Annotated in this window: 24 protein-coding genes, 1 tRNA gene and 1 riboswitch; of the genes, 23 read left to right on the forward strand and 2 right to left on the reverse strand. The window is 63.8% G+C overall.

The genetic code is table 11. The features are described from left to right. The first annotated feature begins 49 nt into the window (after positions 1-49). From CXQ94_RS19835 to hisF, 15 genes are all read left to right on the forward strand, one after another. A tRNA-Val gene (locus CXQ94_RS19835) sits at positions 50-124 on the forward strand. A 127-nt stretch (positions 125-251) separates the two neighbouring features. Then, on the forward strand, positions 252-1,094 hold the full coding sequence (locus tag CXQ94_RS19840; protein ID WP_104092327.1) for a PD-(D/E)XK nuclease family protein: 843 nt from the start codon (positions 252-254) through the stop codon (positions 1,092-1,094). Positions 1,095-1,192: 98 nt separating this feature from the next. Then, positions 1,193-1,756, forward strand: coding sequence for a peptide deformylase (gene def, locus CXQ94_RS19845; RefSeq protein WP_104092328.1), 564 nt, complete (start codon positions 1,193-1,195; stop codon positions 1,754-1,756). Further along, positions 1,753-2,673 carry a methionyl-tRNA formyltransferase gene (locus tag CXQ94_RS19850; protein ID WP_104092329.1) on the forward strand — a complete coding sequence of 307 codons (921 nt, stop codon included), beginning with the start codon at positions 1,753-1,755 and terminating at the stop codon, positions 2,671-2,673. The genes def and CXQ94_RS19850 overlap by 4 nt, the downstream gene beginning before the upstream one ends. Further along, entirely contained in the window at positions 2,670-4,223 is a 1,554-nt protein-coding gene (locus tag CXQ94_RS19855; RefSeq protein WP_104092330.1) for an RsmB/NOP family class I SAM-dependent RNA methyltransferase, read from the forward strand. Before CXQ94_RS19850 ends, CXQ94_RS19855 begins: the two co-directional genes overlap by 4 nt. Positions 4,224-4,273: 50 nt before the next feature. Continuing rightward, positions 4,274-4,939, forward strand: a complete 666-nt coding sequence (gene rpe, locus CXQ94_RS19860) for a ribulose-phosphate 3-epimerase (RefSeq protein ID WP_104092361.1) — start codon at positions 4,274-4,276, stop codon at positions 4,937-4,939. Between the two features lie 125 nt (positions 4,940-5,064). Next, a riboswitch (FMN riboswitch) is annotated at positions 5,065-5,209 on the forward strand. A gap of 121 nt (positions 5,210-5,330) precedes the next feature. Further along, positions 5,331-6,068, forward strand: coding sequence for a nicotinamide riboside transporter PnuC (gene pnuC, locus CXQ94_RS19865; RefSeq protein WP_104092331.1), 738 nt, complete (start codon positions 5,331-5,333; stop codon positions 6,066-6,068). Positions 6,069-6,115: 47 nt separating this feature from the next. Next, positions 6,116-7,171, forward strand: a complete 1,056-nt coding sequence (gene ribD, locus CXQ94_RS19870; RefSeq protein WP_104092362.1) for a bifunctional diaminohydroxyphosphoribosylaminopyrimidine deaminase/5-amino-6-(5-phosphoribosylamino)uracil reductase RibD — start codon at positions 6,116-6,118, stop codon at positions 7,169-7,171. Between the two features lies 1 nt (position 7,172). Then, a complete protein-coding gene (locus CXQ94_RS19875) occupies positions 7,173-7,835 on the forward strand; it encodes a riboflavin synthase (protein WP_104092332.1) in 663 nt (220 codons plus the stop codon). Next, positions 7,835-8,503, forward strand: a complete 669-nt coding sequence (ribB, locus tag CXQ94_RS19880; RefSeq protein ID WP_104092333.1) for a 3,4-dihydroxy-2-butanone-4-phosphate synthase — start codon at positions 7,835-7,837, stop codon at positions 8,501-8,503. The genes CXQ94_RS19875 and ribB overlap by 1 nt, the downstream gene beginning before the upstream one ends. Further along, complete coding sequence (locus tag CXQ94_RS19885; RefSeq protein ID WP_104092334.1) at positions 8,496-9,146, forward strand: GTP cyclohydrolase II; 651 nt, start codon at positions 8,496-8,498, stop codon at positions 9,144-9,146. Before ribB ends, CXQ94_RS19885 begins: the two co-directional genes overlap by 8 nt. Further along, the gene (ribH, locus tag CXQ94_RS19890; RefSeq protein ID WP_104092335.1) at positions 9,143-9,631 is read left to right on the forward strand and encodes a 6,7-dimethyl-8-ribityllumazine synthase; all 489 of its coding nucleotides are present in this window, start codon (positions 9,143-9,145) and stop codon (positions 9,629-9,631) included. Before CXQ94_RS19885 ends, ribH begins: the two co-directional genes overlap by 4 nt. A gap of 80 nt (positions 9,632-9,711) precedes the next feature. Then, entirely contained in the window at positions 9,712-9,975 is a 264-nt protein-coding gene (locus CXQ94_RS19895) for a phosphoribosyl-ATP diphosphatase (RefSeq protein ID WP_103465949.1), read from the forward strand. An 88-nt stretch (positions 9,976-10,063) separates the two neighbouring features. Then, positions 10,064-10,909, forward strand: coding sequence for an ATP phosphoribosyltransferase (gene hisG, locus CXQ94_RS19900; RefSeq protein WP_104092336.1), 846 nt, complete (start codon positions 10,064-10,066; stop codon positions 10,907-10,909). A gap of 28 nt (positions 10,910-10,937) precedes the next feature. After that, entirely contained in the window at positions 10,938-11,708 is a 771-nt protein-coding gene (hisF, locus tag CXQ94_RS19905; protein WP_104092337.1) for an imidazole glycerol phosphate synthase subunit HisF, read from the forward strand. Positions 11,709-11,742: 34 nt separating this feature from the next. On the opposite strand, the gene CXQ94_RS19910 is transcribed toward hisF, so the two are convergent. Continuing rightward, positions 11,743-12,162 (reverse strand): DUF6855 family protein, encoded by a 420-nt coding sequence (locus CXQ94_RS19910; RefSeq protein ID WP_104092338.1) that lies wholly within the window; start codon positions 12,160-12,162, stop codon positions 11,743-11,745. A 45-nt stretch (positions 12,163-12,207) separates the two neighbouring features. Continuing rightward, entirely contained in the window at positions 12,208-12,852 is a 645-nt protein-coding gene (locus CXQ94_RS19915; RefSeq protein ID WP_104092339.1) for a TIGR03085 family metal-binding protein, read from the reverse strand. A 137-nt stretch (positions 12,853-12,989) separates the two neighbouring features. Here CXQ94_RS19915 and hisI point away from each other — a divergent pair, with 137 nt between their 5' ends. From hisI to lgt, 8 genes are all read left to right on the forward strand, one after another. After that, positions 12,990-13,391: a phosphoribosyl-AMP cyclohydrolase gene (gene hisI / locus CXQ94_RS19920; RefSeq protein ID WP_104092340.1), complete on the forward strand. Its 402-nt coding sequence runs from the start codon at positions 12,990-12,992 to the stop codon at positions 13,389-13,391. 47 nt (positions 13,392-13,438) lie between these two features. Further along, the gene (locus tag CXQ94_RS19925) at positions 13,439-15,004 is read left to right on the forward strand and encodes an anthranilate synthase component I (protein WP_104092341.1); all 1,566 of its coding nucleotides are present in this window, start codon (positions 13,439-13,441) and stop codon (positions 15,002-15,004) included. Further along, on the forward strand, positions 15,001-15,591 hold the full coding sequence (locus CXQ94_RS19930) for a Trp biosynthesis-associated membrane protein (protein ID WP_104092342.1): 591 nt from the start codon (positions 15,001-15,003) through the stop codon (positions 15,589-15,591). The genes CXQ94_RS19925 and CXQ94_RS19930 overlap by 4 nt, the downstream gene beginning before the upstream one ends. Before the next feature lie 96 nt (positions 15,592-15,687). Then, complete coding sequence (locus tag CXQ94_RS19935; RefSeq protein ID WP_104092343.1) at positions 15,688-15,972, forward strand: HGxxPAAW family protein; 285 nt, start codon at positions 15,688-15,690, stop codon at positions 15,970-15,972. 2 nt (positions 15,973-15,974) lie between these two features. Then, positions 15,975-16,790, forward strand: coding sequence for an indole-3-glycerol phosphate synthase TrpC (gene trpC / locus CXQ94_RS19940; protein WP_104092344.1), 816 nt, complete (start codon positions 15,975-15,977; stop codon positions 16,788-16,790). 143 nt (positions 16,791-16,933) lie between these two features. Then, complete coding sequence (trpB, locus tag CXQ94_RS19945; protein ID WP_104092345.1) at positions 16,934-18,298, forward strand: tryptophan synthase subunit beta; 1,365 nt, start codon at positions 16,934-16,936, stop codon at positions 18,296-18,298. Then, the gene (gene trpA / locus CXQ94_RS19950) at positions 18,291-19,127 is read left to right on the forward strand and encodes a tryptophan synthase subunit alpha (protein ID WP_104092346.1); all 837 of its coding nucleotides are present in this window, start codon (positions 18,291-18,293) and stop codon (positions 19,125-19,127) included. The genes trpB and trpA overlap by 8 nt, the downstream gene beginning before the upstream one ends. Positions 19,128-19,133: 6 nt before the next feature. Continuing rightward, on the forward strand, positions 19,134-20,189 hold the full coding sequence (gene lgt, locus CXQ94_RS19955; protein WP_104092363.1) for a prolipoprotein diacylglyceryl transferase: 1,056 nt from the start codon (positions 19,134-19,136) through the stop codon (positions 20,187-20,189). The last annotated feature ends 224 nt before the right edge of the window (positions 20,190-20,413 follow it).

Here is a 20,413-nt window from a genome sequence, read left to right on the forward strand (position 1 = left end):
CAACGAGGAAGGCACTGGTGATCCGCTTCAGGATTCCATGGCTTACGTTGGGCGATTGGCGCAGTGGTAGCGCGTTCCGTTCACACCGGAGAGGTCGCTGGTTCGAACCCAGTATCGCCCACCAAATTAAAAGCCCCTCTGATCAGCACAAACGCTGATTAGAGGGGCTTTTTCGTGCCCGATTGCCGCCCTTATCCACATTTGTCGCAATGGCAGCACCAAGTGTCGGCGGGTAGTGAAATAGTGGAACTATGAGCGCACCAGCATTGGCACACACCACCGAACTTGGCCGGATGTACGGCAGATCCCTGACCGATCCGCCCAAAGTACCCTCAATCACCACGGTGATTGGCCAGCAGTCCACCAGCCTGGATGGCTGGATCGGCTACATGGCGGCCAACGCGGTGGCACAGCACCCCGGCCTGGCCGGTGCCGTGGGCAGCGCCGGCAAGATGCGCACCGTGGTGCGGGACAGCTCCAATGCGGCCGAGCAATTCCGTGACGCCGCTGCCGCTCGTGGCGACCGGGTGCACTACTACTGCGAGCAGGTGGCCTTGCGGGCGCTGGGGCGGGACCACCAGATGCTGGAAGCCAGGGCCGTGTTGGCAGAAAAAGGCGAGGAGAACTTCGCACTTCGGTTTGACGCGTGGTGGGAGGAGTTCAAGGTTCAGCCACTCGCACCCGAAATTACCGTGTGGAATGAAACGGTCGGGTACGCCGGCACCCTTGACCTGGTGGCGACCATCGGCGGCAAGCTTTGCATTATTGACTACAAGACCAAAGGAACCGACCGCAATGGCCAGGTCAAGAGTCTTGATGCCAAGGTGGTTATGCAGTTGGTGGCCGGGATGAAGGCCGAGGAATCAATCCTTGACGAGGCGGCAGGCACCTGGGAGGCCTGGAAGTACGGTGCCGAACCCGTGCTGCTAGGTGTTGCCATTGGCGAAACTGAGGTACGGACGCTGCGGGCAAACCCTGCCGTGCTCAAACAGCATTGGTTTAAGTTCGCGTCACTGCGCCGGGTGTGGCAGACCTCCTTGGAGGCTGCCGAGGCGGGCGCACCCCTGCTCCCCATCGAGCCGCCTGCCAATTGAAAATTCCCGCCCGCACCGAACGCTGACTAAACTAAGGCTGAGCGCTATTCCGCGACCGGCAACGGTTCGCTTCCATTTCCAAAGTGAGGTCCCCACCCATGGCCATCTTGAGTATCCGCATCATTGGCGACCCCGTATTGAGAACCGTCGCTGACGAGGTCACCGATTTTGGGCCCGAGCTGGCCAAGCTCATCTTCGACATGGCCGAGACCATGGTGGACGTCCGTGGTGCTGGCTTGGCAGCACCACAAATCGGTGTCAACAAGCGCATCTTCACTTACTCCGTGGATGGCCACGAGGGGCACTTCATCAATCCGGTGATTGTCACAAGTGACGACTTTCAACCAGATCAGCCCGAGGGTTGCCTGTCAGTTCCGGGCCTCGGCTTCAGTGTGCGGCGGCACCGCTGGGTCAGGATCACCGGGGTTGATCAGAATGGTGCACTGCTGGATATGGAAGCCACCGGAGCCCTGGCCAAGTGCTTCCAGCACGAAACGGACCACCTGAACGGGAAACTGTATGTGGACCGGCTCGAAGGTGAAGACCGGAAAACGGCGCTGCGCGCCATTCGCACCGCTAATTACCATGACGTGACGGCTGAGACTGTGACCAAGCGTGCCCGCACCGTTGGCTCCGCGTTCGGTGCTGGCGCCGCCCAATGAGGGTACTTTTTGCTGGCACTCCCGCGGTCGCATTGCCCTCCCTCGAGGCGTTGTTGGCTGCCGGGCATGAAATCGTTGCCGTCTTGACCCGTCCGGATGCGCCGCTGGGTCGCAAACGGGTATTGACGCCCTCACCTGTGGCAGCGCGTGCTCTGGAGCTCGGGCTGCCACTTATTCGGGCGAACAAGATCGATGCCGAGGCTGCCGCAGCCATTGCTTCCCATGCCCCGGAAGTGGCTGCGATTGTGGCGTATGGGGCAATAATCCCAGAGTCGGCGCTGTCCATCCCCGAGCACGGCTGGATCAATCTGCACTTCTCCCTTCTGCCGGCCTGGCGCGGTGCGGCTCCCGTGCAGCATTCGGTGATCAACGGCGATGAAGTCACTGGGGCTTCCACCTTCTTGCTGGAAAAAGGTCTGGACACCGGTCCCGTGTACGGCACCATGACCGAATCGATCATGCCCACGGACACCAGCGCCGAACTGTTGGAACGGCTTTCGCACAGTGGTGCCGTGCTCCTGGCGCAGACCATTGACGCCTTGGCTGCCGGACGCATTGCCGGTGTGGCCCAACAGGGAGAGATTTCCCTTGCCCCCAAGCTGACGCTGGAAGACGGCCACGTGCTGTGGACCAATCCGGCGCTGGCCATCAACCGGCGTATCCGCGGCGTCACCACCGAACCTGGCGCGTGGACCCTGCTGGCGGGCCAGCGCTTCAAACTGGGCCCCGTCGCGCCACGCCCGGACGTCACAGATTTGGCACCCGGCCACCTGCGGGTGGACGGCAAATCCGTCCTGGTGGGCACCGGCTCCCACGCCGTCGAACTTATCTCCGTGCAACCTGCCGGAAAGAAACTTATGAACGCAAACGACTGGGCCCGAGGCCTGGCGAACAAGGAAGATGTGGTGTTTGAATGACCAGCGAGCAAGGCGGGCGTTCAAGCCAGTCCAACCAGGGCAACGGAACAGGCGGCACGCGTCGTCGCGACGATTCCGGCCGTGAACGAAACCGCAGCACAGGGCGCAACCGCACCGCGGCAGCCCCCTCACAGCGCAGCCGGGCGGCCGACCCCGCCCGGCTCGTGGCCTTTGAAGTGCTTCGCGCCGTCTCCAGTGACGACGCCTACGCCAACTTGGTGCTGCCCTCCCGCATCCGCCACCACAAGCTGGACCGGCGCGACGCCGGCTTCGCCACCGAACTGGCATACGGTGCGTTGCGCGCCCAGGGCACCTACGACGCCATCTTGGCCCGCTGCGTTGACCGCCCGCTGAACGAACTTGACCCGGCCATCCTGGACGCACTCCGGATCGGCGTCCACCAACTCGTGGCCATGCGCGTGCCCGCTCATGCGGCTCTTGACCAGACGGTGGGCCTGGCCCGCGCCGTCATCGGTGCCGGCCCGTCGGCCCTCATCAACGCCGTGCTGCGCAAGGTAGCCGCCAAGGAACTGCCCGAGTGGCTCACCGAACTGACGGACGGCCTCACCGACGACGTCAAGATCGCCTCCATAGAGCATTCGCACCCGGAATGGATTGTGCGCTCACTGCGCCAGGCACTGGTGGCCCATGGCCGTGACGTCACCGAAATTACCGCCTTGCTGGAAGCGGATAACGCCGCCCCCGTGGTGAATCTGGTGGCTCTTCCCGGGCTGGGGAACCTCGATGAGGCCTTTGAAGCCGGGTTCACTCCGGGTGATTTGGTCATCGACTCGGCACTGTCCTCCGGCGGCGACTTGGGCCGCCTGGCCAGCGTCCGCGAAGGAACCGTTCGCGTCCAGGACGTGGGCTCGCAGCTCGTGGCCCGCGCACTCGCCGCGGTGGAAATCTCCAGTGACATCAAGGACGGCGAGGAACGCTGGCTTGACCTGTGCGCCGGTCCCGGCGGCAAGGCCGCTTTGCTGGGTGCTTTGGCCGCCGAAAAGGGTGCCTGGATCCTGGCCAACGAGCCAACGCCGCACCGCGCCAAACTGGTGGAGCAGGCCTTGACGGCCATTCCAGCGGACTCCTGGACTGTGCGCACAGGAGATGGCCGTGACGTGGGTGTGGATCATCCGGGGTCCTTTGACAGGATTTTGGTCGACGCCCCCTGCACCGGCCTCGGTGCGCTGCGCCGCCGCCCCGAGTCACGGGGGCGTCGCAAACTCTCGGACGTCACCGAGCTCGGCCCGCTGCAGCGCGAGTTGCTGACCTCGGCACTGGCCGCCGTCAAGCCCGGGGGAGTGGTGGCGTATGTGACGTGTTCCCCGCACATTGCCGAGACCATCGCCGTCGTCGATGATGTCATGCGCAAGCGTGAGGACCTGGAACTGCTCGACGCCGGTGCCGCCCTTGACGCGGTAAGCCTCACCGGAAATCTGGGTGCGGGCAACAAAACCTCCGCGCTGGCGACCAACCAGATGACGGCACAGCTGTGGCCGCACATCCACCAGACCGACGCCATGTTCCTGGCGCTCATCCGCAAACTCTGACCCGGTCGCACGCAAGCCCAAGCCTAGAAAGGGTTCCCATGCCCAGTTCCTTGTTGAAGTGCTGCATCAATCCCAGCATCCTCTCCGCCGACTTCGTCAATCTTGAGGCGGAGCTGGCCCGGATCTCCAACGCCGACGCCGTCCATGTTGACGTCATGGACAACCATTTTGTGCCGAACCTGACGCTGGGACTGCCGGTGGTGAAGCGCATAGCGCAGGTCAGTCCGGTGCCCCTGGACGCGCACTTGATGATTGCCGACGTCGACCGGTGGGCCCCGCTCTACGCCGACGCCGGACTGGACTCGGTGACCTTCCATGTGGAGGCCTCCCAGGCCCCCATCAAGCTGGCGAGGGAACTGCGCGCCAGGGGTTCCAAGGCTGGCATGGCCCTGCGCCCGGCCACACCGGTGGAACCGTATCTGGACATGCTCACGGAACTGGACATGCTGTTGATCATGACCGTGGAGCCGGGCTTCGGTGGGCAGTCTTTCCTGGACGTCACACTGCCCAAGATCCGCCGGGCCAGGGCAGCCATTGAAGGCAGCGGGGCCAGTGTGGCCATCCAGGTCGACGGCGGCATCACCGAGGAGACCATCACCCGTGCCGCGGAGGCTGGTGCCAACATCTTCGTGGCAGGTTCAGCCGTCTACGGTACGCCGTCACCGGCTGCGGCCATCGACTCCCTGCGCGCCAAGGGCCAGCTGGCCTTCGGGTAGGAGCGGACAAGGAATAAATCTCCAACGGCACGGCTTGCAGTAAAAAGTAAGAAAAGATTTTGGCACGGTGAAAGTGCCATACTGTAAGAAATGATCGCAACTGCGGTCATCAACAAAAGAAGTATCACGTGCTCCGGGGTCGGTGTAATTCCGAACCGGCGGTTATAGTCCGCGACCCGAGCGCAGCCCACACGAAAGTGGAGGCAGCGCGCGGTTGATCTGGTGAAATTCCGGAACCGACAGTTAAAGTCTGGATGGGAGAAGCACGAACAGTCTTGGCCACCTAAGCCAAGGGTGTCGCGGCAGCATAGTCTGTTGGCGACCCTTAGCCGGTGAGTCATCTCTGTCGTTACCCCCGGAGCCATCGCGGTTCGAAAGGGTAAAGGTAACGATGGACTTTCTGCGATGGCTCTTTGACGCCAAGCTTGAATTCGCCGGCGGCGGATTCCTCCTCTGGCGTGAAGTCATAGGCAATCTCTTTGGGCTCGCCAGCGCCCTCGGCGGCATGCGCCGAAAAATCTGGGCATGGCCCGTCGGCATTATCGGCAACGCCCTGCTGTTTACGGTGTTCATGGGCTCGGTGTTCGGCTCACCCGTCTACGCCAACCTGCTGGGCCAGGCTGGCCGCCAAATCATGTTCATCGCCGTCTCCATCTATGGCTGGTACCGCTGGCGCCAGGGCCGCGCAGCCGCGGCCGACGGCGGCACCGTCCCGGTAGGAGACGCCGTGAGCCCGCGCTGGGCCGGCGTAAAAACCCGCTGGCTGCTGGTGGTCGCCATGGTTGCAGGCACCGCCGTACTCACCCCCATTTTCAGGGCCCTGGGCTCCTACGAACCCGTATGGGCGGACGCCTGGATCTTCATGGGATCATTGCTGGCAACCTACGGAATGGCCAAGGGATGGGTCGAGTTTTGGCTCATCTGGGTGGTGGTCGATCTGGTGGGGGTACCGTTGCTCTTTAGCGCCGGCTACTATGCCTCCGCCTTCATGTACATCTTCTATGGGGCATTCACCTTGACCGGGTTCTTTGTGTGGTGGCGCTACCGTCACAATGCCGACGCACAGCAACTCTCAGTGGACGCCACCTTTCCCGACATCACCGTGAGCAGAAATGAGAGTACGCCGTGAACACCCAGGACCCTGACGAGCACTTCAGCGACGCCGAAGTGGTGGGCATGGAAACTGCACTGTCGGCTGCCAGGCAGGGGGTGCGCGGCGCCAACCCTTTGGTGGGCGCCGTTATTATCGACGCCGACGGGACCGTGCTGGCCATTGGACGCCATCTTGGTGCGGGCACACCCCACGCCGAGGCGGACGCCATCGCCTCCTTGAGGGGAACCCGCAGGGACCTTTCCGCGGCCACCATCCTGGTCACTCTCGAACCCTGCAACCATCAGGGGCGCATGGGGCCCTGCACCCAGGCCATCCTCGACGCCGGCATTGGCAACGTCGTATTTGCCGTGGCGGATCCCCATATGCCCGCAGCCGGGGGAGCACGGCGGCTGCGCCGCGAAGGCATCAACGTCCGTTCCGGGCTGATGGCCCGGGAGGCCAAAGAGCTCAACACGCGGTGGTTTGTGGCGGTAGCGGAAGGGAGACCTTTTGTCACCGCGCGTCTCGCCCAAACGGTGGACAGCAGGATTGCAGCCCAGGACGGCAGCAGCCAGTGGATCACCTCGCTGGAATCCCGGCGCGACTCCCACACGCTGCGCGCCCGGGTGGATGCGATTGTGGTCGGCACCGGAACCGTCATGGCGGACAACCCGCGGCTGACCGCCCGGGACGATGACGGGATAGAAACGGCCAGCCAGCCATTACGGGTTGTCATGGGCATCCGCGAGGTGGCCGCCACTGCGGCCGTCCGCGGAACAGCAACCGGAGCCGACCCCAATCCCCGTTTCCTCCAACTCCACACCCATGACCCCGCCGTCGTCCTCGCGGAACTGCAAGAACGCGGAGTGGGCCACCTCATGATTGAGGGCGGATCGCAAATCAATGCGGCGTTCCTAGCGGCCGGCCTGGTGGATGAATTGATCGTGTACCTGGCACCCACACTTTTAGGTGCTGGCACTCCGGCCCTGAACAATCTAGGCATCACCACCCTGGCCGACGCCCAGCAATGGGAATGGGATGCCACCACGGCGGGGCCCGTGGAACGAATGGGGCCGGACCTGAAACTCACACTCATGCCGGCAAAGGCGCCAGCACCCACCAACTCAGAAGGACATTGAGATGTTTACCGGAATCATCGAAGGCCGCGGCACCGTGGTCAGCCTGGATACCAACAAGGAAACCGACAGCGCCACGCTGGTACTGTCGGCAGGCAACAGCGTTGACGGGCTGGGCCTTGGCGGCTCGCTGGCCGTAAACGGGGTGTGCCTGACGGCCACCAGCATCAACGGGACCACTGTGGAAGTGGATGTCATGGGCGAAACACTGACCCGCACCACCACCGGGGCCCTAATCCCCGGAGCCACCGTCAACCTTGAACGGTGCGTACCTGCCGGTGGTCGCCTCGACGGGCACGTGGTCCAAGGCCACGTGGACGGGGTCGGGGAACTGTTGGAACGAGAAAATTTGGGCAAGTGGGACAGGCTCAGGTTTGCCGTTCCCACCCGCCTCTCCCGGTACATTGCCGAGAAGGGCTCCATCGCCGTGGACGGGGTTTCCCTGACGGTCACGGCCGTCAGTCCGCCCGAACATGGCCAGCAGTGGTTTGAGGTGGGGCTCATCCCCGTCACACTCGCCAACACCGGACTCGGGGACAAGGTAGTGGGTGGGCAGGTCAACCTGGAAGTCGACGTGCTAGCCAAATACGCCGAACGGCTGCTGCAGTTCGCCGTACCGGCCGCCGCAAACTCTGAAGCTGGTAAGACGCAAGAGGAGGCCCACTGATGGGCGCACAAACGGATCCGCTAACCCTGCTGGACCCCGTGGAAACAGCCATTGCCGCCATAGCTCGCGGTGAGGCGGTGCTGGTGGTCGACGACGAGAACCGCGAAAACGAGGGCGACATCATCTTTGCCGCCCAGCACAGCACTCCTGCCCTGATGGGCTGGACCATCCGGCACAGCTCCGGGGTGATTTGCGTCCCCATGGACGACGCCCGCGCGGACGCCATGGAACTCCCACCCATGGTGGCGCACAACCAGGACGCCAAGGGCACCGCCTACACCGTGACCTGCGACGCCGCCCACGGAGTCTCCACCGGCATCAGCGCCACCGACAGGTCCCTGACGGCCACCGTCCTGGCAGATCCTTCGTCGACGCCCGACGCCGTCACCAGGCCCGGGCACATGTTCCCGCTGCGCGCCGTGGCTGGGGGAGTGCGGGCCCGGCCCGGGCACACCGAAGCATCGGTTGAACTGTGCAAACTTGCCGGCTGTGAACCGGTGGCCATCATCGCCGAGGTGGTGGACGACGTCGGCCAAATGGTGCGCCTTGCCGGGCTGCGGGAATTTGCCCAAGACCACCAGCTGGTGCTGATCTCTATAGCGGACCTCGTGAAGTACCTCGACGCGGCGGCCGTGCCCACGTCACCGGAGGCGGCAAACCATGGCTGACTATTCCGCAATTGTTACGGGCGGACCCGTAGTGAGCTTGCCCACACGCTTTGGCACCTTCACCGTCCAAGCCTGGATTGATGCGGCCAGCGGTGCCGAGCACCTGAGCCTGAGCGCGCCGGGCGAGGCCGGAGCAGTTCCTGCAGCCGAACCTCTGGTGCGCTTACACTCCGAATGCCTCACCGGCGACGTCTTTGGCTCTTATCGCTGCGACTGCGGCGAACAGCTGGCCTACGCCATGGAGATGATCCACCGCCAAGGCGGAACCCTTGTTTACCTGCGCGGGCATGAGGGTCGAGGAATCGGCCTGGCCAACAAGATTAAGGCGTACAGCCTGCAGGAAGCAGGGGCGGACACTGTGGAGGCCAACGAACAGCTCGGTCTACCCGTGGACAGCCGCGACTACGCCGCCGCCGCCGGGATTCTGCATTCGCTGGGCCTGAGAAGGATCGCTCTGCTGAGTAACAATCCACTTAAGTCCGCCGACCTTGCCCGCCACGGCATCACGGTCACCCGGACAGTGGCCACTGAAGTTCCCGCCCGTGCGGAAAACCTGCGCTACCTGGAAACCAAACGCGACCGCATGCACCACACCCTTGACGTACATCTACCATCACACCAACCGGAAGGACCCACCACATGAGCGGCCACGGAGCACCCGTTATCGGATTCGACAACGATGAAAAGAACAAGGCGGCCGGGTTGAAACTAGCCATTGTCGCGGCCAGCTGGCACACCGAAATCATGGACGGACTGCTGGCCGGGGCCCTGCGCGGCGCTGCCGACGCCGGGATCAACAACCCCACGGTGGTTCGTGTCCCCGGCAGCTTCGAACTGCCCGTGGCGGCGGCGCGGCTGGCACCTGACTATGACGCCGTCGTCGCACTGGGTGTGGTGATCCGTGGCGGTACCCCGCACTTTGAGTACGTGTGCCAGGCGGCCACCATGGGCCTGACCGACGTCAGCGTCCGCACCGGAGTACCCGTCGGTTTCGGTGTGCTCACCTGCGACACCGAACAGCAGGGCCTGGACCGTGCTGGGCTGCCCGGTTCCGTGGAGGACAAGGGGCATGAAGCCACCACGGCGGCCCTGGCCACCGCGCTGGTACTTGCCAACTTGGGAGTGTAGTGGCTGGCCGGCGTTCACATGATGGACGCCGGCCGTCTCAAAATCCTTGATCCCTGCAAGAACCCAGTAAGCTGGAACGCGTGAAGACCTTCGAATCCCTTTTTGATGAGCTCAGTGCGAAAGCCGCAGCCCGGCCCGCTGGCTCCCGTACCGTCGCCGAACTTGAATCCGGCATTCACGGTATCGGCAAGAAAGTGGTTGAGGAAGCCGCCGAGGTGTGGATGGCCGCCGAGTATGAATCGGAAGAAGCCTGTGCCGAGGAGATTTCCCAGCTGTTCTACCACCTGCAGGTCATGATGATCGCCAAAGGTTTGACCCTTCAGGACGTTTACAAGCATCTCTAGCCACATGCCGTGGCCACTTGCTTGACCCTGAACCAGCACTCACAAAGAGTGCGTCCCTTTGCTTGAACTGATCTGAAAGTTACTTCCCATGCTTAGAGTTGCCGTCCCCAACAAGGGCGCCCTGTCCGAAGCCGCCTCCGCCATGCTGGCCGAGGCCGGCTACCGTCAACGCCGCGACACCCGCGAACTTGTCATGGTTGACCCGGAAAACAATGTTGAGTTCTTCTTCCTGCGTCCCCGCGACATCGCGGTTTATGTGGGTGCCGGAACCCTCGACGTCGGCATCACCGGCCGTGACCTGCTCATGGACGCCCAGGTGGACGCCGACGAGCTGTTGCCCCTGGGCTTCGCCAAGTCCACGTTCCGCTTCGCCGGCCCCGTAGGCCACTTCAGCACCGCCGCGGAACTGGAAGGCAAGCGCCTGGCCACCAGCTACGACGGTCTGTTGCGCGAATACCTGGCCGAGCTGGGCATCAATGCCAAGGTGGTCCGCCTCGACGGCGCTGTGGAATCCTCTGTACGACTGGGTGTGGCTGACGCCATCGCCGACGTCGTGGAAACCGGCAGCACCCTCAAGGCCGCCGGCATGGAGATCTTCGGCGAGCCCATCCTGAACTCTGAAGCCCTGCTCATTGGTCGCCGCGGTGTGACCCAGCCCGCCGGAGTCGAGGTTCTGATCCGCCGCCTGCACAGCGTTTTGGTGGCCCGCCAGTACGTCCTGCTCGACTACGACGTGCCCAAGACGCTCATGGAGAAGGCCACGGCGCTGACTCCGGGGCTGGAATCGCCCACCGTTTCGCCGCTGCGCGACTCGGACTGGGTCGCCGTGCGCTCCATGGTGCTGTCCAAGGACACCAACCGCATCATGGATGAGCTGTACGACCTTGGCGCCCGCGCCATCCTGGTCAGCAACATCCACGCCTGCCGCATCTAGCCAGCCGCAAAACGTAAGGAGAAATCTCATGAGTGTCGCCATTCGCGTGATCCCATGCCTTGACGTTGACGCCGGCCGCGTGGTCAAGGGAGTCAAGTTCCAGAACCTGCGCGACGCCGGTGACCCCGTCGAGCTGGCCAAACGATACGACCTTGCCGGGGCGGACGAGTTGACCTTCCTCGACGTCACCGCCTCCTCCGGGAACCGGGAGACCACCTTCGATGTGGTGTCCCGCACCGCGGAGCAGGTTTTCATCCCGCTGACGGTGGGCGGCGGAGTCCGCGAGGTCTCCGACGTCGACAAACTGTTGCGTTGCGGTGCGGACAAGGCCTCCATCAACACCGCCGCGATCGCCCGCCCGGACGTTATTGACGAGATCACCCGGCGCTTCGGCTCCCAGGTGTTGGTGCTCAGCGTCGATGCGCGCCGCACCCAGGACGGCATCACGCCGTCGGGCTTTGAAGTCACCACGCACGGGGGCCGCAAAGGCACCGGCATCGACGCGATCGAATGGGCCCGCGAGACCGCAGACCGCGGCGTCGGGGAGATCCTGCTGAACTCGATCGACGCGGACGGCACCAAGGAGGGCTTCGATCTGGAGCTCATCCGCCTGGTCCGCGCCGCAGTGCACGTACCGATCATCGCCTCCGGTGGGGCCGGGAAGCCCGAGCACTTCCCGCCGGCCGTTGCTGCCGGTGCCAACGCCGTGCTGGCCGCCTCGATCTTCCACTTTGGCCCGGATAACGCCATCGCGGACGTCAAAAAAGCTATCCGCGACGCCGGCTACGAGGTCCGCTAGTAGTCGCCCCGCCGTCGGTAGTAACGGATCCCGGCTAAAGGGCGCGCATCCTGTTGTTGCGCGGATTGTGTTCCACCTCGGCCAGGCCGAGTTCCTCAAGGAGCGGCGGCAGGTACATGCCCACCCTGCCCCGGTAGCCTTTCTTCAGCCCGTACCAGCCTTTGACGGGGTTGGACTCCGCCCGGGCCCAGGCTTCGACGGTGCCCTCTTTGGCGGGTTTCTGCTCGTCGGCACTGCCCAGTTCCATCCAGTCGCCGTGCTCCTTGAGCATGGCCGCCAGGTCTTCAACGAGTCGCAGCTGGTATTTCAGCACGGTCTTTCCCACGGTGCACACAAGTTCGGCGGGCTCGGCCGATTCGTCGCGGTACATGGTGTATTCGGAGGTGCCGGGCGGGGTTTTGAGCAGCCACGGCGAATCCTTGGTACCGGCCTTGCCCCAGTTGAGTGCACTCATGAAGATTTCCTCCAACGGTTGTGTAGGGCAGGGCGTGCGGTAGATCTAGAGGCCCACGGGCGCTGTTTGCAAAAGTGCGACGGCGTCGGGCTGGCCCTCAAAGGACACCAGGGCCTGGCCGATGCGCCCGTTCGCATGAAGGAGCAGTTCACCCGGGTCACCAATAATGGCCACCGAGACGGGAGCACGTTTGGCAACATGGCGGGGCCCGCTCGGATCCACCAGGACGACGCCTAGGTCAACGCTGCGGTAGAGGATGGCCGCCCGCTTGACCAGCTCGGTCCACAGGGCCTGCGAGTAGTCGGCGTCAAGTGCCCGGGGTGCCCAACGATCGGAGGCGCGCCGGATGTCTTCGGTGTGGACGAAGAATTCGATGAGGTTTGCGCTGTGGTCCACCGCGCGCAGCGAGAGAGGGGACATCTTGGGTGGCCCGGCACGGAATTTCTCCACCAGGGCAGCGTAGGTCTGTGGAGTGGAGGATTCGGCGGCCAACTTCACGGTGGCCTTCTCGGAAATCTTCTTCCACGGCTTCAGAATTAATGATGCGCCCACTTTGGGGCTGTGCTCACGCAGGTAGAGATGCGCCGCCAGTTCTTGCGTGCGCCATCCGGCACACAGCGTTGCCGCGTCGGGACCGGCAGCTAGGAGGGTCTCGGCTAGGACTTCGCGGGATGGCTCTACATATTGCATCACTTGTGAAATTAGCATGTATTGCCCCCGGCGGTCACTATGAACCGCCGGAAACTCTCGCACGTGTTTCTCAATTTGCCACCTTAACCACGGCAGGTGGCCTTAAGGGGGTGCAGTCTGGCACTAGAATTGCGGTGATGTCGCAGAGCCCAGAACCCCAGCCCGAATCCATTGCCCCCGTCGCGTTGCCTGCAGAAGTGGCAGCGCTCCTGAAGCGTGATCCCGCAGGCCTGGTGGCCGCCGTCGTTCAGCAATTCGACAGTCTCGAGGTGCTCATGCTGGGCTGGATGGACGATGAGGCCCTGAGCCGAACCTTGTCCACCGGGCGTGTGACGTTTTATTCACGCTCACGCCAGGAATACTGGCGCAAGGGGGACACCTCCGGTCACTGCCAATTTGTTAAGTCCGTTGCCCTTGACTGTGACGGGGATGCGCTGCTGGTCAAGGTCGACCAGGTGGGTGCGGCCTGCCACACCGGCACCCACACCTGTTTTGATGGCCGGGAGCTCCCCGCCGTCCTCGGCCACCGCGGCGCTTAGCCCGGCCTCCGTCTCCCGCCCAGCCTGCCAAGAAAGCCACTCATTTCATGCAAGATCTAGGTGTCATCAGCCCGTCACTTGAAGAATTCCGGGAGCTCGCCCGGAACCGCAGGGTGGTGCCCGTCCATCTGAAGGTTCTGGTGGACGCGCAAACGCCCATCGGTTTGTACCGGACACTGGCCGCCGGTGCCCCCGGCACCTTCCTCATGGAGTCCGCGGCGGTGGGCGGGGTATGGTCGCGCTACTCGTTCATCGGCGTGCGTTCAAGGGCCACACTGACCACCAACGACGGCGTCGCCCACTGGCAGGGCGAACCCCCCGTGGGCGTGCCCTTGGACGGCAACCCCGTGGACGCCATGGCCTCCACCCTGAAGTTGCTGGCCACCGAGAGGCTGCCCGGGCTGCCTCCGTTCACCTCCGGACTGGTCGGTTTTGTTGGCTGGGAGTCTGTGCGGCACTGGGAGAAACTGCCCAACCCGCCCGAGGATGACCTGCACCTGCCCGAACTGGCCATGAATTTGGTCTCCGACATGGCGGTGCACGACAACACCGAGGGCACGGTGCAGCTCATCGCCAACGCCATAAACGTCAACGGCACCGATGAGAACGTGGACGGGGCCTGGCATGACGCCGTCGCCCGGGTCCGCGCCATGGTGGAGCAATTGCGCACACCCGTGGCACAGCCCATGTCCGTCATGGACATCCCGGAAGCTTCCTTTGCCGACAGCGTGCAGGAGCGGTGGGACCGTGGTGAGTACTTGAAGGCGCTGGACCGCAGCAAGGAAGCCATCGTTGACGGTGAAGTTTTCCAGGTGGTCATTTCTCGGCGCTTTGAAATGGAATGCAACGCCTCGCCGCTGGACGTGTACCGGGTGTTGCGCAACACAAACCCCAGCCCCTACATGTACCTCTACAGTTTCGAGGACGCGCAGGGCAAGCCGTACTCGATCGTGGGGTCGTCCCCGGAGGCACTGGTCAGCGTCAAGGGCACCGAAGTGATCACCCACCCGATTGCCGGTTCACGCCCACGCGGCACCACCGTCGAGGACGACAAATGGCTAGCCAAGGACCTCCTCGCCGATGAGAAGGAACGCTCCGAACACCTGATGCTGGTGGACCTTTCCCGCAATGACCTCTCGAAGGTGTGCGAGCCCGGCACGGTGGATGTCACCGAGTTCATGGAGGTGGAGCGATTCAGTCACATCATGCACCTGGTCTCCACTGTGGTGGGCACCTTGCGCAAGGACAAGAACGCCTACGACGTACTGGCCGCCACGTTCCCTGCCGGGACGCTGTCCGGGGCGCCCAAGCCGCGGGCGCTGCGGCTCATCGACGAACTTGAACCCCATAGGCGCGGCATCTACGGCGGCGTGGTGGGTTACCTGGACTTTGCCGGGGACATGGACATGGCCATCGCCATCCGGTCGGCCCTCCTGCTAGATGGCAAGGCGTATGTGCAGGCCGGTGGCGGCATTGTGGCCGATTCGGTCAACGAAACCGAGGCCATGGAAACCGTCAACAAGGCGGCCGCCCCGTTGCGCGCAGTCTATGCTGCAGCATCCCTTCGCGCATTGGATTCCGATGCCGACCAGAGCTCAAGGAGCGGTTCATGAGCAAGCCAACTCCCGTGTGGGCGCGTAAGTCAACGCTGATCATGCTGGCCGTGCTGGCTGCCCTGGCAGTCTTTGGCACCACCACACAAACGTGGATCCACGTCTCCTTCGCCCAAGTTCAGGTGCAGCAGTCGAACCTGAACATCCCCGGCAACAAGGCAGCGGTTTCCGTCTCGGCACTGGCCCTGGTGGCCCTCGCCGGCACTCTGGCGCTGACCATTGCCGGACGAATCTCGCGGATCATCACCGGCGCCATCGTCTTGCTGGCCGCCCTCGGAATTGTCGCCGTCGTGCTGGGCGTTCTCGCGGATCCGTCCGCCGCCGCCATGGGCGAAGTCGGCAAGGCCACCGGCGTGATCGGGGTGTCCAGCAACGCCAGCACCACCTGGTTCCCCGTCGCCGCCGTGGTTGCCGCCGCAGTCCTGGCGATCGCCGCCGCCCTGATCCTGTGGGCAGGCCGCCGTTGGAGTGTTCGTACCAAGTACGACGCCGCCTCCAGCTCCCCAGCGAAGGGTGCCTCGAGCGGGCCCATCGACGAGATCGACAGTTGGGACCGCCTCAGCCGAGGCGATGACCCCACAGACTAATTTGGGCTCGGGTTGCCGGGCCGGGCAAGGTTTCGGCAACTGTGCGCAACTAATGGCAGAATGTATTTCAGTATCCGCATCAAAGGGAGATTTACCATGAGCAACAAGCCGGCAAGCGCCGCAACGTCCATCACCGCCCAGGAACCGATTGACCACAGCATCGAGCTGGGCCACGGCAACAGCCCGGCCGCGTGGACTTGTGTCGCCATCATGCTGATCGGCACGATCGTTGGCTGCATCGCCTTCGTTCTGGGCGAAAGCGCTACCATCCTGTTCTGGATCGGCGTCGCAATCATTGCTGTGGGCATAGTCGCCGGCTTCGCCATGAAGGCTGCAGGCTACGGCGTGGGCGGAAGCAAGCTGAAGAACACCGGCCACTAGTCGTGAGCGTTTTGCAGGACATCATTGCAGGCGTCCGGGAGGACCTGGACGCCCGCAAGGCAACACTCACACTGGCACAGGTGCAGGAACGGGCTGCCCAGCAGCCTCCTGCTCTGGACGCCTTTGCCGCACTGGGCGGAAACGACAGTGTCCGCGCGGACTTGAAGGTCATCGCCGAGGTCAAGCGTCGTAGCCCATCCAAGGGCGAGCTGGCCGGCATAGCCGATCCCGCCGCCTTGGCACGTCAGTATGAAGACGGCGGAGCCTCGGTTATTAGCGTCCTCACTGAGGAACGCCGCTTCGGCGGATCCCTGGCCGACCTAGATTCTGTGCGCGCAGCCGTGCAGATTCCGGTCCTGCGCAAGGACTTCACCTGCGATCCCTTCATGATCTACGAGGCCCGCGCCCACGGTGCAGACCTGGTGCTGCTCATTGTGGCGGCGTTGAGTGATGAGGAACTGCGTGACTACCTGGCGCTGACCCACCAGCTGGGTATGAACGCCGTGGTGGAAACCCACACCGAGGAAGAAATCGCCCGGGCCGTGGCCGTTGGCGCCAAGATTATTGGCATTAACGTGCGCAACCTGAAAACTCTTGACGTTGACCGCGGCATCTTTGCCGCGCTGGCCTCAAAGATTCCCGCCGGGCCCATTGTCATTGCTGAGTCCGGTGTCCGCGACGTCGACGATGTACGGCAGTATGCCGCGCACGGGGCACAGGCCATTCTGGTGGGCGAGGCTCTGGTCACGGACGCCACCCCGCTGGATCGCATCACCGAATTCAAGGACGCGGGCGCCGTCGCCATCAGCTCGCGCTAGCCGCGACTACAGGTCCACCGGCGCCGCTTCACAGCACGCAACGCATATTCTTCTCACGATTAATTACGAACAGGACGGTGGAACTGATGGCACATGTGCCCACGGCTTCTTCTTCGGATCCTTCAAAAATGAGCGATCCCGGCATGAGCGACCCCGCAACGGCGTTCCTCGCCGGAGACCGGGCCGAGTCCGCCCAGGAGCATTCCCTGCGCCACGCCCCGGGCCCATACTTTGGCAACTACGGTGGGCGATGGATGCCCGAGTCACTCATCGCCGCACTGGATGAGCTTGAGGAAACCTTCGAGAAAGCCAAGGTTGACCCCGAATTCCTGGCCGAAATTGCCGAGCTGAACAAGAATTACTCGGGCCGCCCGTCGCTGCTGACTGAAGCCAAGCGCTTCAGCGCACACGCTGGCGGCGCCCGCGTTTTCCTCAAGCGCGAGGACTTGAACCACACAGGTTCACACAAGATCAACAACGTCCTGGGCCAGGTTTTGCTGGCCAAGCGCATGGGTAAAACCCGCATCATCGCAGAGACCGGCGCCGGTCAGCACGGCGTGGCCAGTGCAACCGCCGCAGCCCTGCTGGGCCTTGAGTGTGTTGTTTACATGGGTGCTGAGGACTGCCGTCGGCAGGCTTTGAACGTTGCCCGCATGCAGTTGCTGGGTGCCACCGTTGTCCCGGTGACCAACGGTTCACAGACGCTCAAGGACGCCATCAACGACGCCCTGCGCGACTGGGTGGCCAATGTGGACAACACCCACTACGTACTGGGCACCGTTGCCGGCGCCCACCCGTTCCCGGCCATGGTTCGCTTCTTCCACGAGGTCATCGGCGAGGAGGCCCGCGGCCAGATCCTGGAGCAGGTGGGCCGTCTCCCTGACGCCCTGTGTGCCTGCATCGGCGGCGGCTCCAACGCGATCGGGCTCTTCCACGCCTTCCTTGACGATCCGTCCGTGAAGATCTACGGCTTTGAGGCGGGCGGCGACGGCGTTGAAACCGGCCGCCACGCGGCTGCCATCACGCTGGGCCGCCCCGGCGTAATGCACGGTGCCCGCTCCTACCTCATGCAGGACGACGACGGTCAAACCGTTGAGTCGCACTCCATCTCCGCAGGTCTGGACTACCCCAGCGTCGGTCCGGAACACTCCTACCTTTCCGACATCGGCCGTGTCAGCTACGAGCCCATCACCGACGTCGAAGCCATGGACGCCTTCAAGCTCCTGAGCCAGACCGAAGGAATCATCCCGGCCATCGAGTCTTCCCACGCTCTGGCCGGCGCCATCAAGGTGGGCCAGCGGCTCACCGAAGGCGTTGGTGACCCGTCCGACGTTGTCATCATCGTCAATCTTTCGGGCCGCGGTGACAAGGACGTGGAAACGGCTGCCGCCTGGTTCGGCATGCTCGATGAGCAAGGCCACGTGAAGGGCACCACGCTGTCCACCCGCACCGCCAAAGGCGCAGCGCCGGCGGCCGATGAGAACGCAGAGGATGCCACCCATGAGTGAGAACACCGCACCGGCACAATTTGCCAGCAAGTCCGCCGCCGCCATCGACCGGGCCAAGGCCGCCGGGCGCAAGGCCCTTATCGCGTACCTGCCCGCCGGATTCCCCGACAAGCAGACCTCCATTGACGCGGCCATCGCCTTGGCCCGCAACGGTGCCGACATCATTGAGATCGGCATCCCGTATTCGGATCCGGTCATGGACGGTGCCGTCATTCAGGCCGCCACCACCGAAGCCCTGAACAAAGGCTTCCGCGTGGCGGACGTTTTCGACATCGTGGCAGCAGTCACCGCCGAGACCGACGCCGCCGTTCTGGTCATGACGTATTGGAACCCGGTGGATCGCCTGGGCGTTGACGAGTTCTCCCGCCGCCTAGCCGAGGCCGGGGGAGCAGGACTCATTACCCCCGACCTCATTCCCGACGAGGCTGCCGAATGGTTTGCGGCCTCCGACAAGTACGGTCTTGACCGGGTGTTCCTCGTGGCACCCTCCTCCACACCGGAGCGCGTCGCCATGACCGTGGCGGCAAGCCGCGGCTTCGTCTACGCCGTCTCCATCATGGGCGTGACCGGTGCCCGCACCTCGGTGTCCAGTGCAGCCGAGGCCGTGGTGGCCGCAGCGCACGCCGCAGGCGCCGAGCGGGCCTGCGTAGGCCTAGGCGTCTCCAAGCCTGAGCATGTGCGTGAAATTGCGGCCTACGCCGACGGCGTCATTGTCGGGACTGCCCTCGTGGCGGCCCTGCGCGACGGCGGTGTGGCGGCCGTGGGTGCGCTGGCCAAGGAACTCAGCGGCGGCTTCGACGCACCCACCTCCTCCAACCCGGAAGCATAAGTGCCTGTGATCTTCACTCTCTCTTCTCCCACCTTGGCCACGGCCGTGGGTACGGCAATTCCCGCACCCGCGTGGTCTGGCTTTGATATTGGCCCCCTCCGCATCCACGCCTACGCCCTGTGCATCCTGCTGGGTATCATCGCAGCATTGTGGATGACCGACCGGCGCTGGAAGCGCCGCGGCGGCCCCGAGGGCTCCATCTGGGACATCGCCATCTGGGCCATCCCCTTCGGCATCATCGGCGGCCGTCTTTACCACGTGTTTTCTTCCCCTGACGCCTACTTTGGTCCGGGCTTCAATGGCACCGGAAACCTGGCGCTCATCCCGCAAATCTGGCTGGGTGGCTTGGGTATCTGGGGTGCTGTGGTCTTGGGTGTCGTCGGGGCCTGGATTGGTTGCCGCCGCGCGGGTGTGCGGATCTCGGCGTTCGTTGACGCCGCCGCCCCCGGCATCCTGCTGGCTCAGGCCATTGGCCGCTGGGGCAACTACTTCAACCAGGAACTCTTTGGCGGACCCACCACCCTTCCCTGGGGCCTGCACGTTGACCCGCAATTTGTGCCGGCCGGCTACAGCCCCGACACCTTGTTCCAGCCCACCTTCCTTTACGAGTGCATCTGGAACCTGCTCGGCGTTGCGGCGTTGCTCCTGCTTGACCGCAAGTTCAAGCTGCGCCACGGCCGTCTCTTCCTGCTGTACGCCATGATCTACACGGCCGGACGCGTCTGGATCGAAATGCTCCGTATCGACACCGCCGAGCAGATCACACTCTTTGGCATCACCACCCGCCTGAACGTCTGGACAAGCGTGTTTGTCTTCCTGGCGGCCCTGGTGTTGTTCCTGGTGCTGACGTTCCTCAAGTCCAAGAACGCCTCCGATTCGGTCTACCTGGCCGGTCGCGAACCCGTAGTTGGCGCGGAAACTGTTTCTGACGGCGAGAGCGCGGAGGGCGCAGCTTCCGAGCCCGGCAGCACCTCCGACGCCGGTACTTCAGAGCAGCGCCCGGCCGACGCTGACACGGGGGAATCTTCCGCTACGGAGGAACCCAAGTCTCCGGGAGCATAGCTAGCGCCCGCCTGACGGCAACACCCGCCTGACGGCAACAATTGAGCTGAATTAGCGGCCCCGGATTACCGGGGCCGCTTTTTTGTGCGCAGCGACGCATCGCAAGGGGCCGCAGAGCCGGGGAAACGCGGCGAAACGAGGGGCCGACCAGAGCGCTTCTTGAATCTGATTACTGATCGTGCATATTGGTTCATCATGCAAGATGAATGTATTCACCTCCGGCA

It is taken from the genome of Arthrobacter sp. GMC3 (genome assembly GCF_002929305.1).
GTDB lineage: Bacteria > Actinomycetota > Actinomycetes > Actinomycetales > Micrococcaceae > Specibacter.

Coding starts and splice junctions, on each gene's coding strand:
- hisF (WP_104092337.1), top strand. CDS start 10,938: ATGAGTGTCGCCATTCGCGTGATCCCATGCCTTGACGTTGACGCCGGC.
- CXQ94_RS19840 (WP_104092327.1), top strand. CDS start 252: ATGAGCGCACCAGCATTGGCACACACCACCGAACTTGGCCGGATGTAC.
- CXQ94_RS19930 (WP_104092342.1), top strand. CDS start 15,001: ATGAGCAAGCCAACTCCCGTGTGGGCGCGTAAGTCAACGCTGATCATG.
- trpA (WP_104092346.1), top strand. CDS start 18,291: ATGAGTGAGAACACCGCACCGGCACAATTTGCCAGCAAGTCCGCCGCC.
- CXQ94_RS19910 (WP_104092338.1), bottom strand. CDS start 12,162: ATGAGTGCACTCAACTGGGGCAAGGCCGGTACCAAGGATTCGCCGTGG.
- ribD (WP_104092362.1), top strand. CDS start 6,116: ATGGAAACTGCACTGTCGGCTGCCAGGCAGGGGGTGCGCGGCGCCAAC.
- def (WP_104092328.1), top strand. CDS start 1,193: ATGGCCATCTTGAGTATCCGCATCATTGGCGACCCCGTATTGAGAACC.
- hisG (WP_104092336.1), top strand. CDS start 10,064: ATGCTTAGAGTTGCCGTCCCCAACAAGGGCGCCCTGTCCGAAGCCGCC.
- CXQ94_RS19875 (WP_104092332.1), top strand. CDS start 7,173: ATGTTTACCGGAATCATCGAAGGCCGCGGCACCGTGGTCAGCCTGGAT.
- pnuC (WP_104092331.1), top strand. CDS start 5,331: ATGGACTTTCTGCGATGGCTCTTTGACGCCAAGCTTGAATTCGCCGGC.
- trpB (WP_104092345.1), top strand. CDS start 16,934: ATGAGCGACCCCGCAACGGCGTTCCTCGCCGGAGACCGGGCCGAGTCC.
- CXQ94_RS19855 (WP_104092330.1), top strand. CDS start 2,670: ATGACCAGCGAGCAAGGCGGGCGTTCAAGCCAGTCCAACCAGGGCAAC.
- ribH (WP_104092335.1), top strand. CDS start 9,143: ATGAGCGGCCACGGAGCACCCGTTATCGGATTCGACAACGATGAAAAG.
- CXQ94_RS19925 (WP_104092341.1), top strand. CDS start 13,439: ATGCAAGATCTAGGTGTCATCAGCCCGTCACTTGAAGAATTCCGGGAG.
- CXQ94_RS19885 (WP_104092334.1), top strand. CDS start 8,496: ATGGCTGACTATTCCGCAATTGTTACGGGCGGACCCGTAGTGAGCTTG.
- hisI (WP_104092340.1), top strand. CDS start 12,990: ATGTCGCAGAGCCCAGAACCCCAGCCCGAATCCATTGCCCCCGTCGCG.
- CXQ94_RS19850 (WP_104092329.1), top strand. CDS start 1,753: ATGAGGGTACTTTTTGCTGGCACTCCCGCGGTCGCATTGCCCTCCCTC.
- CXQ94_RS19935 (WP_104092343.1), top strand. CDS start 15,688: ATGAGCAACAAGCCGGCAAGCGCCGCAACGTCCATCACCGCCCAGGAA.
- ribB (WP_104092333.1), top strand. CDS start 7,835: ATGGGCGCACAAACGGATCCGCTAACCCTGCTGGACCCCGTGGAAACA.
- CXQ94_RS19915 (WP_104092339.1), bottom strand. CDS start 12,852: ATGCAATATGTAGAGCCATCCCGCGAAGTCCTAGCCGAGACCCTCCTA.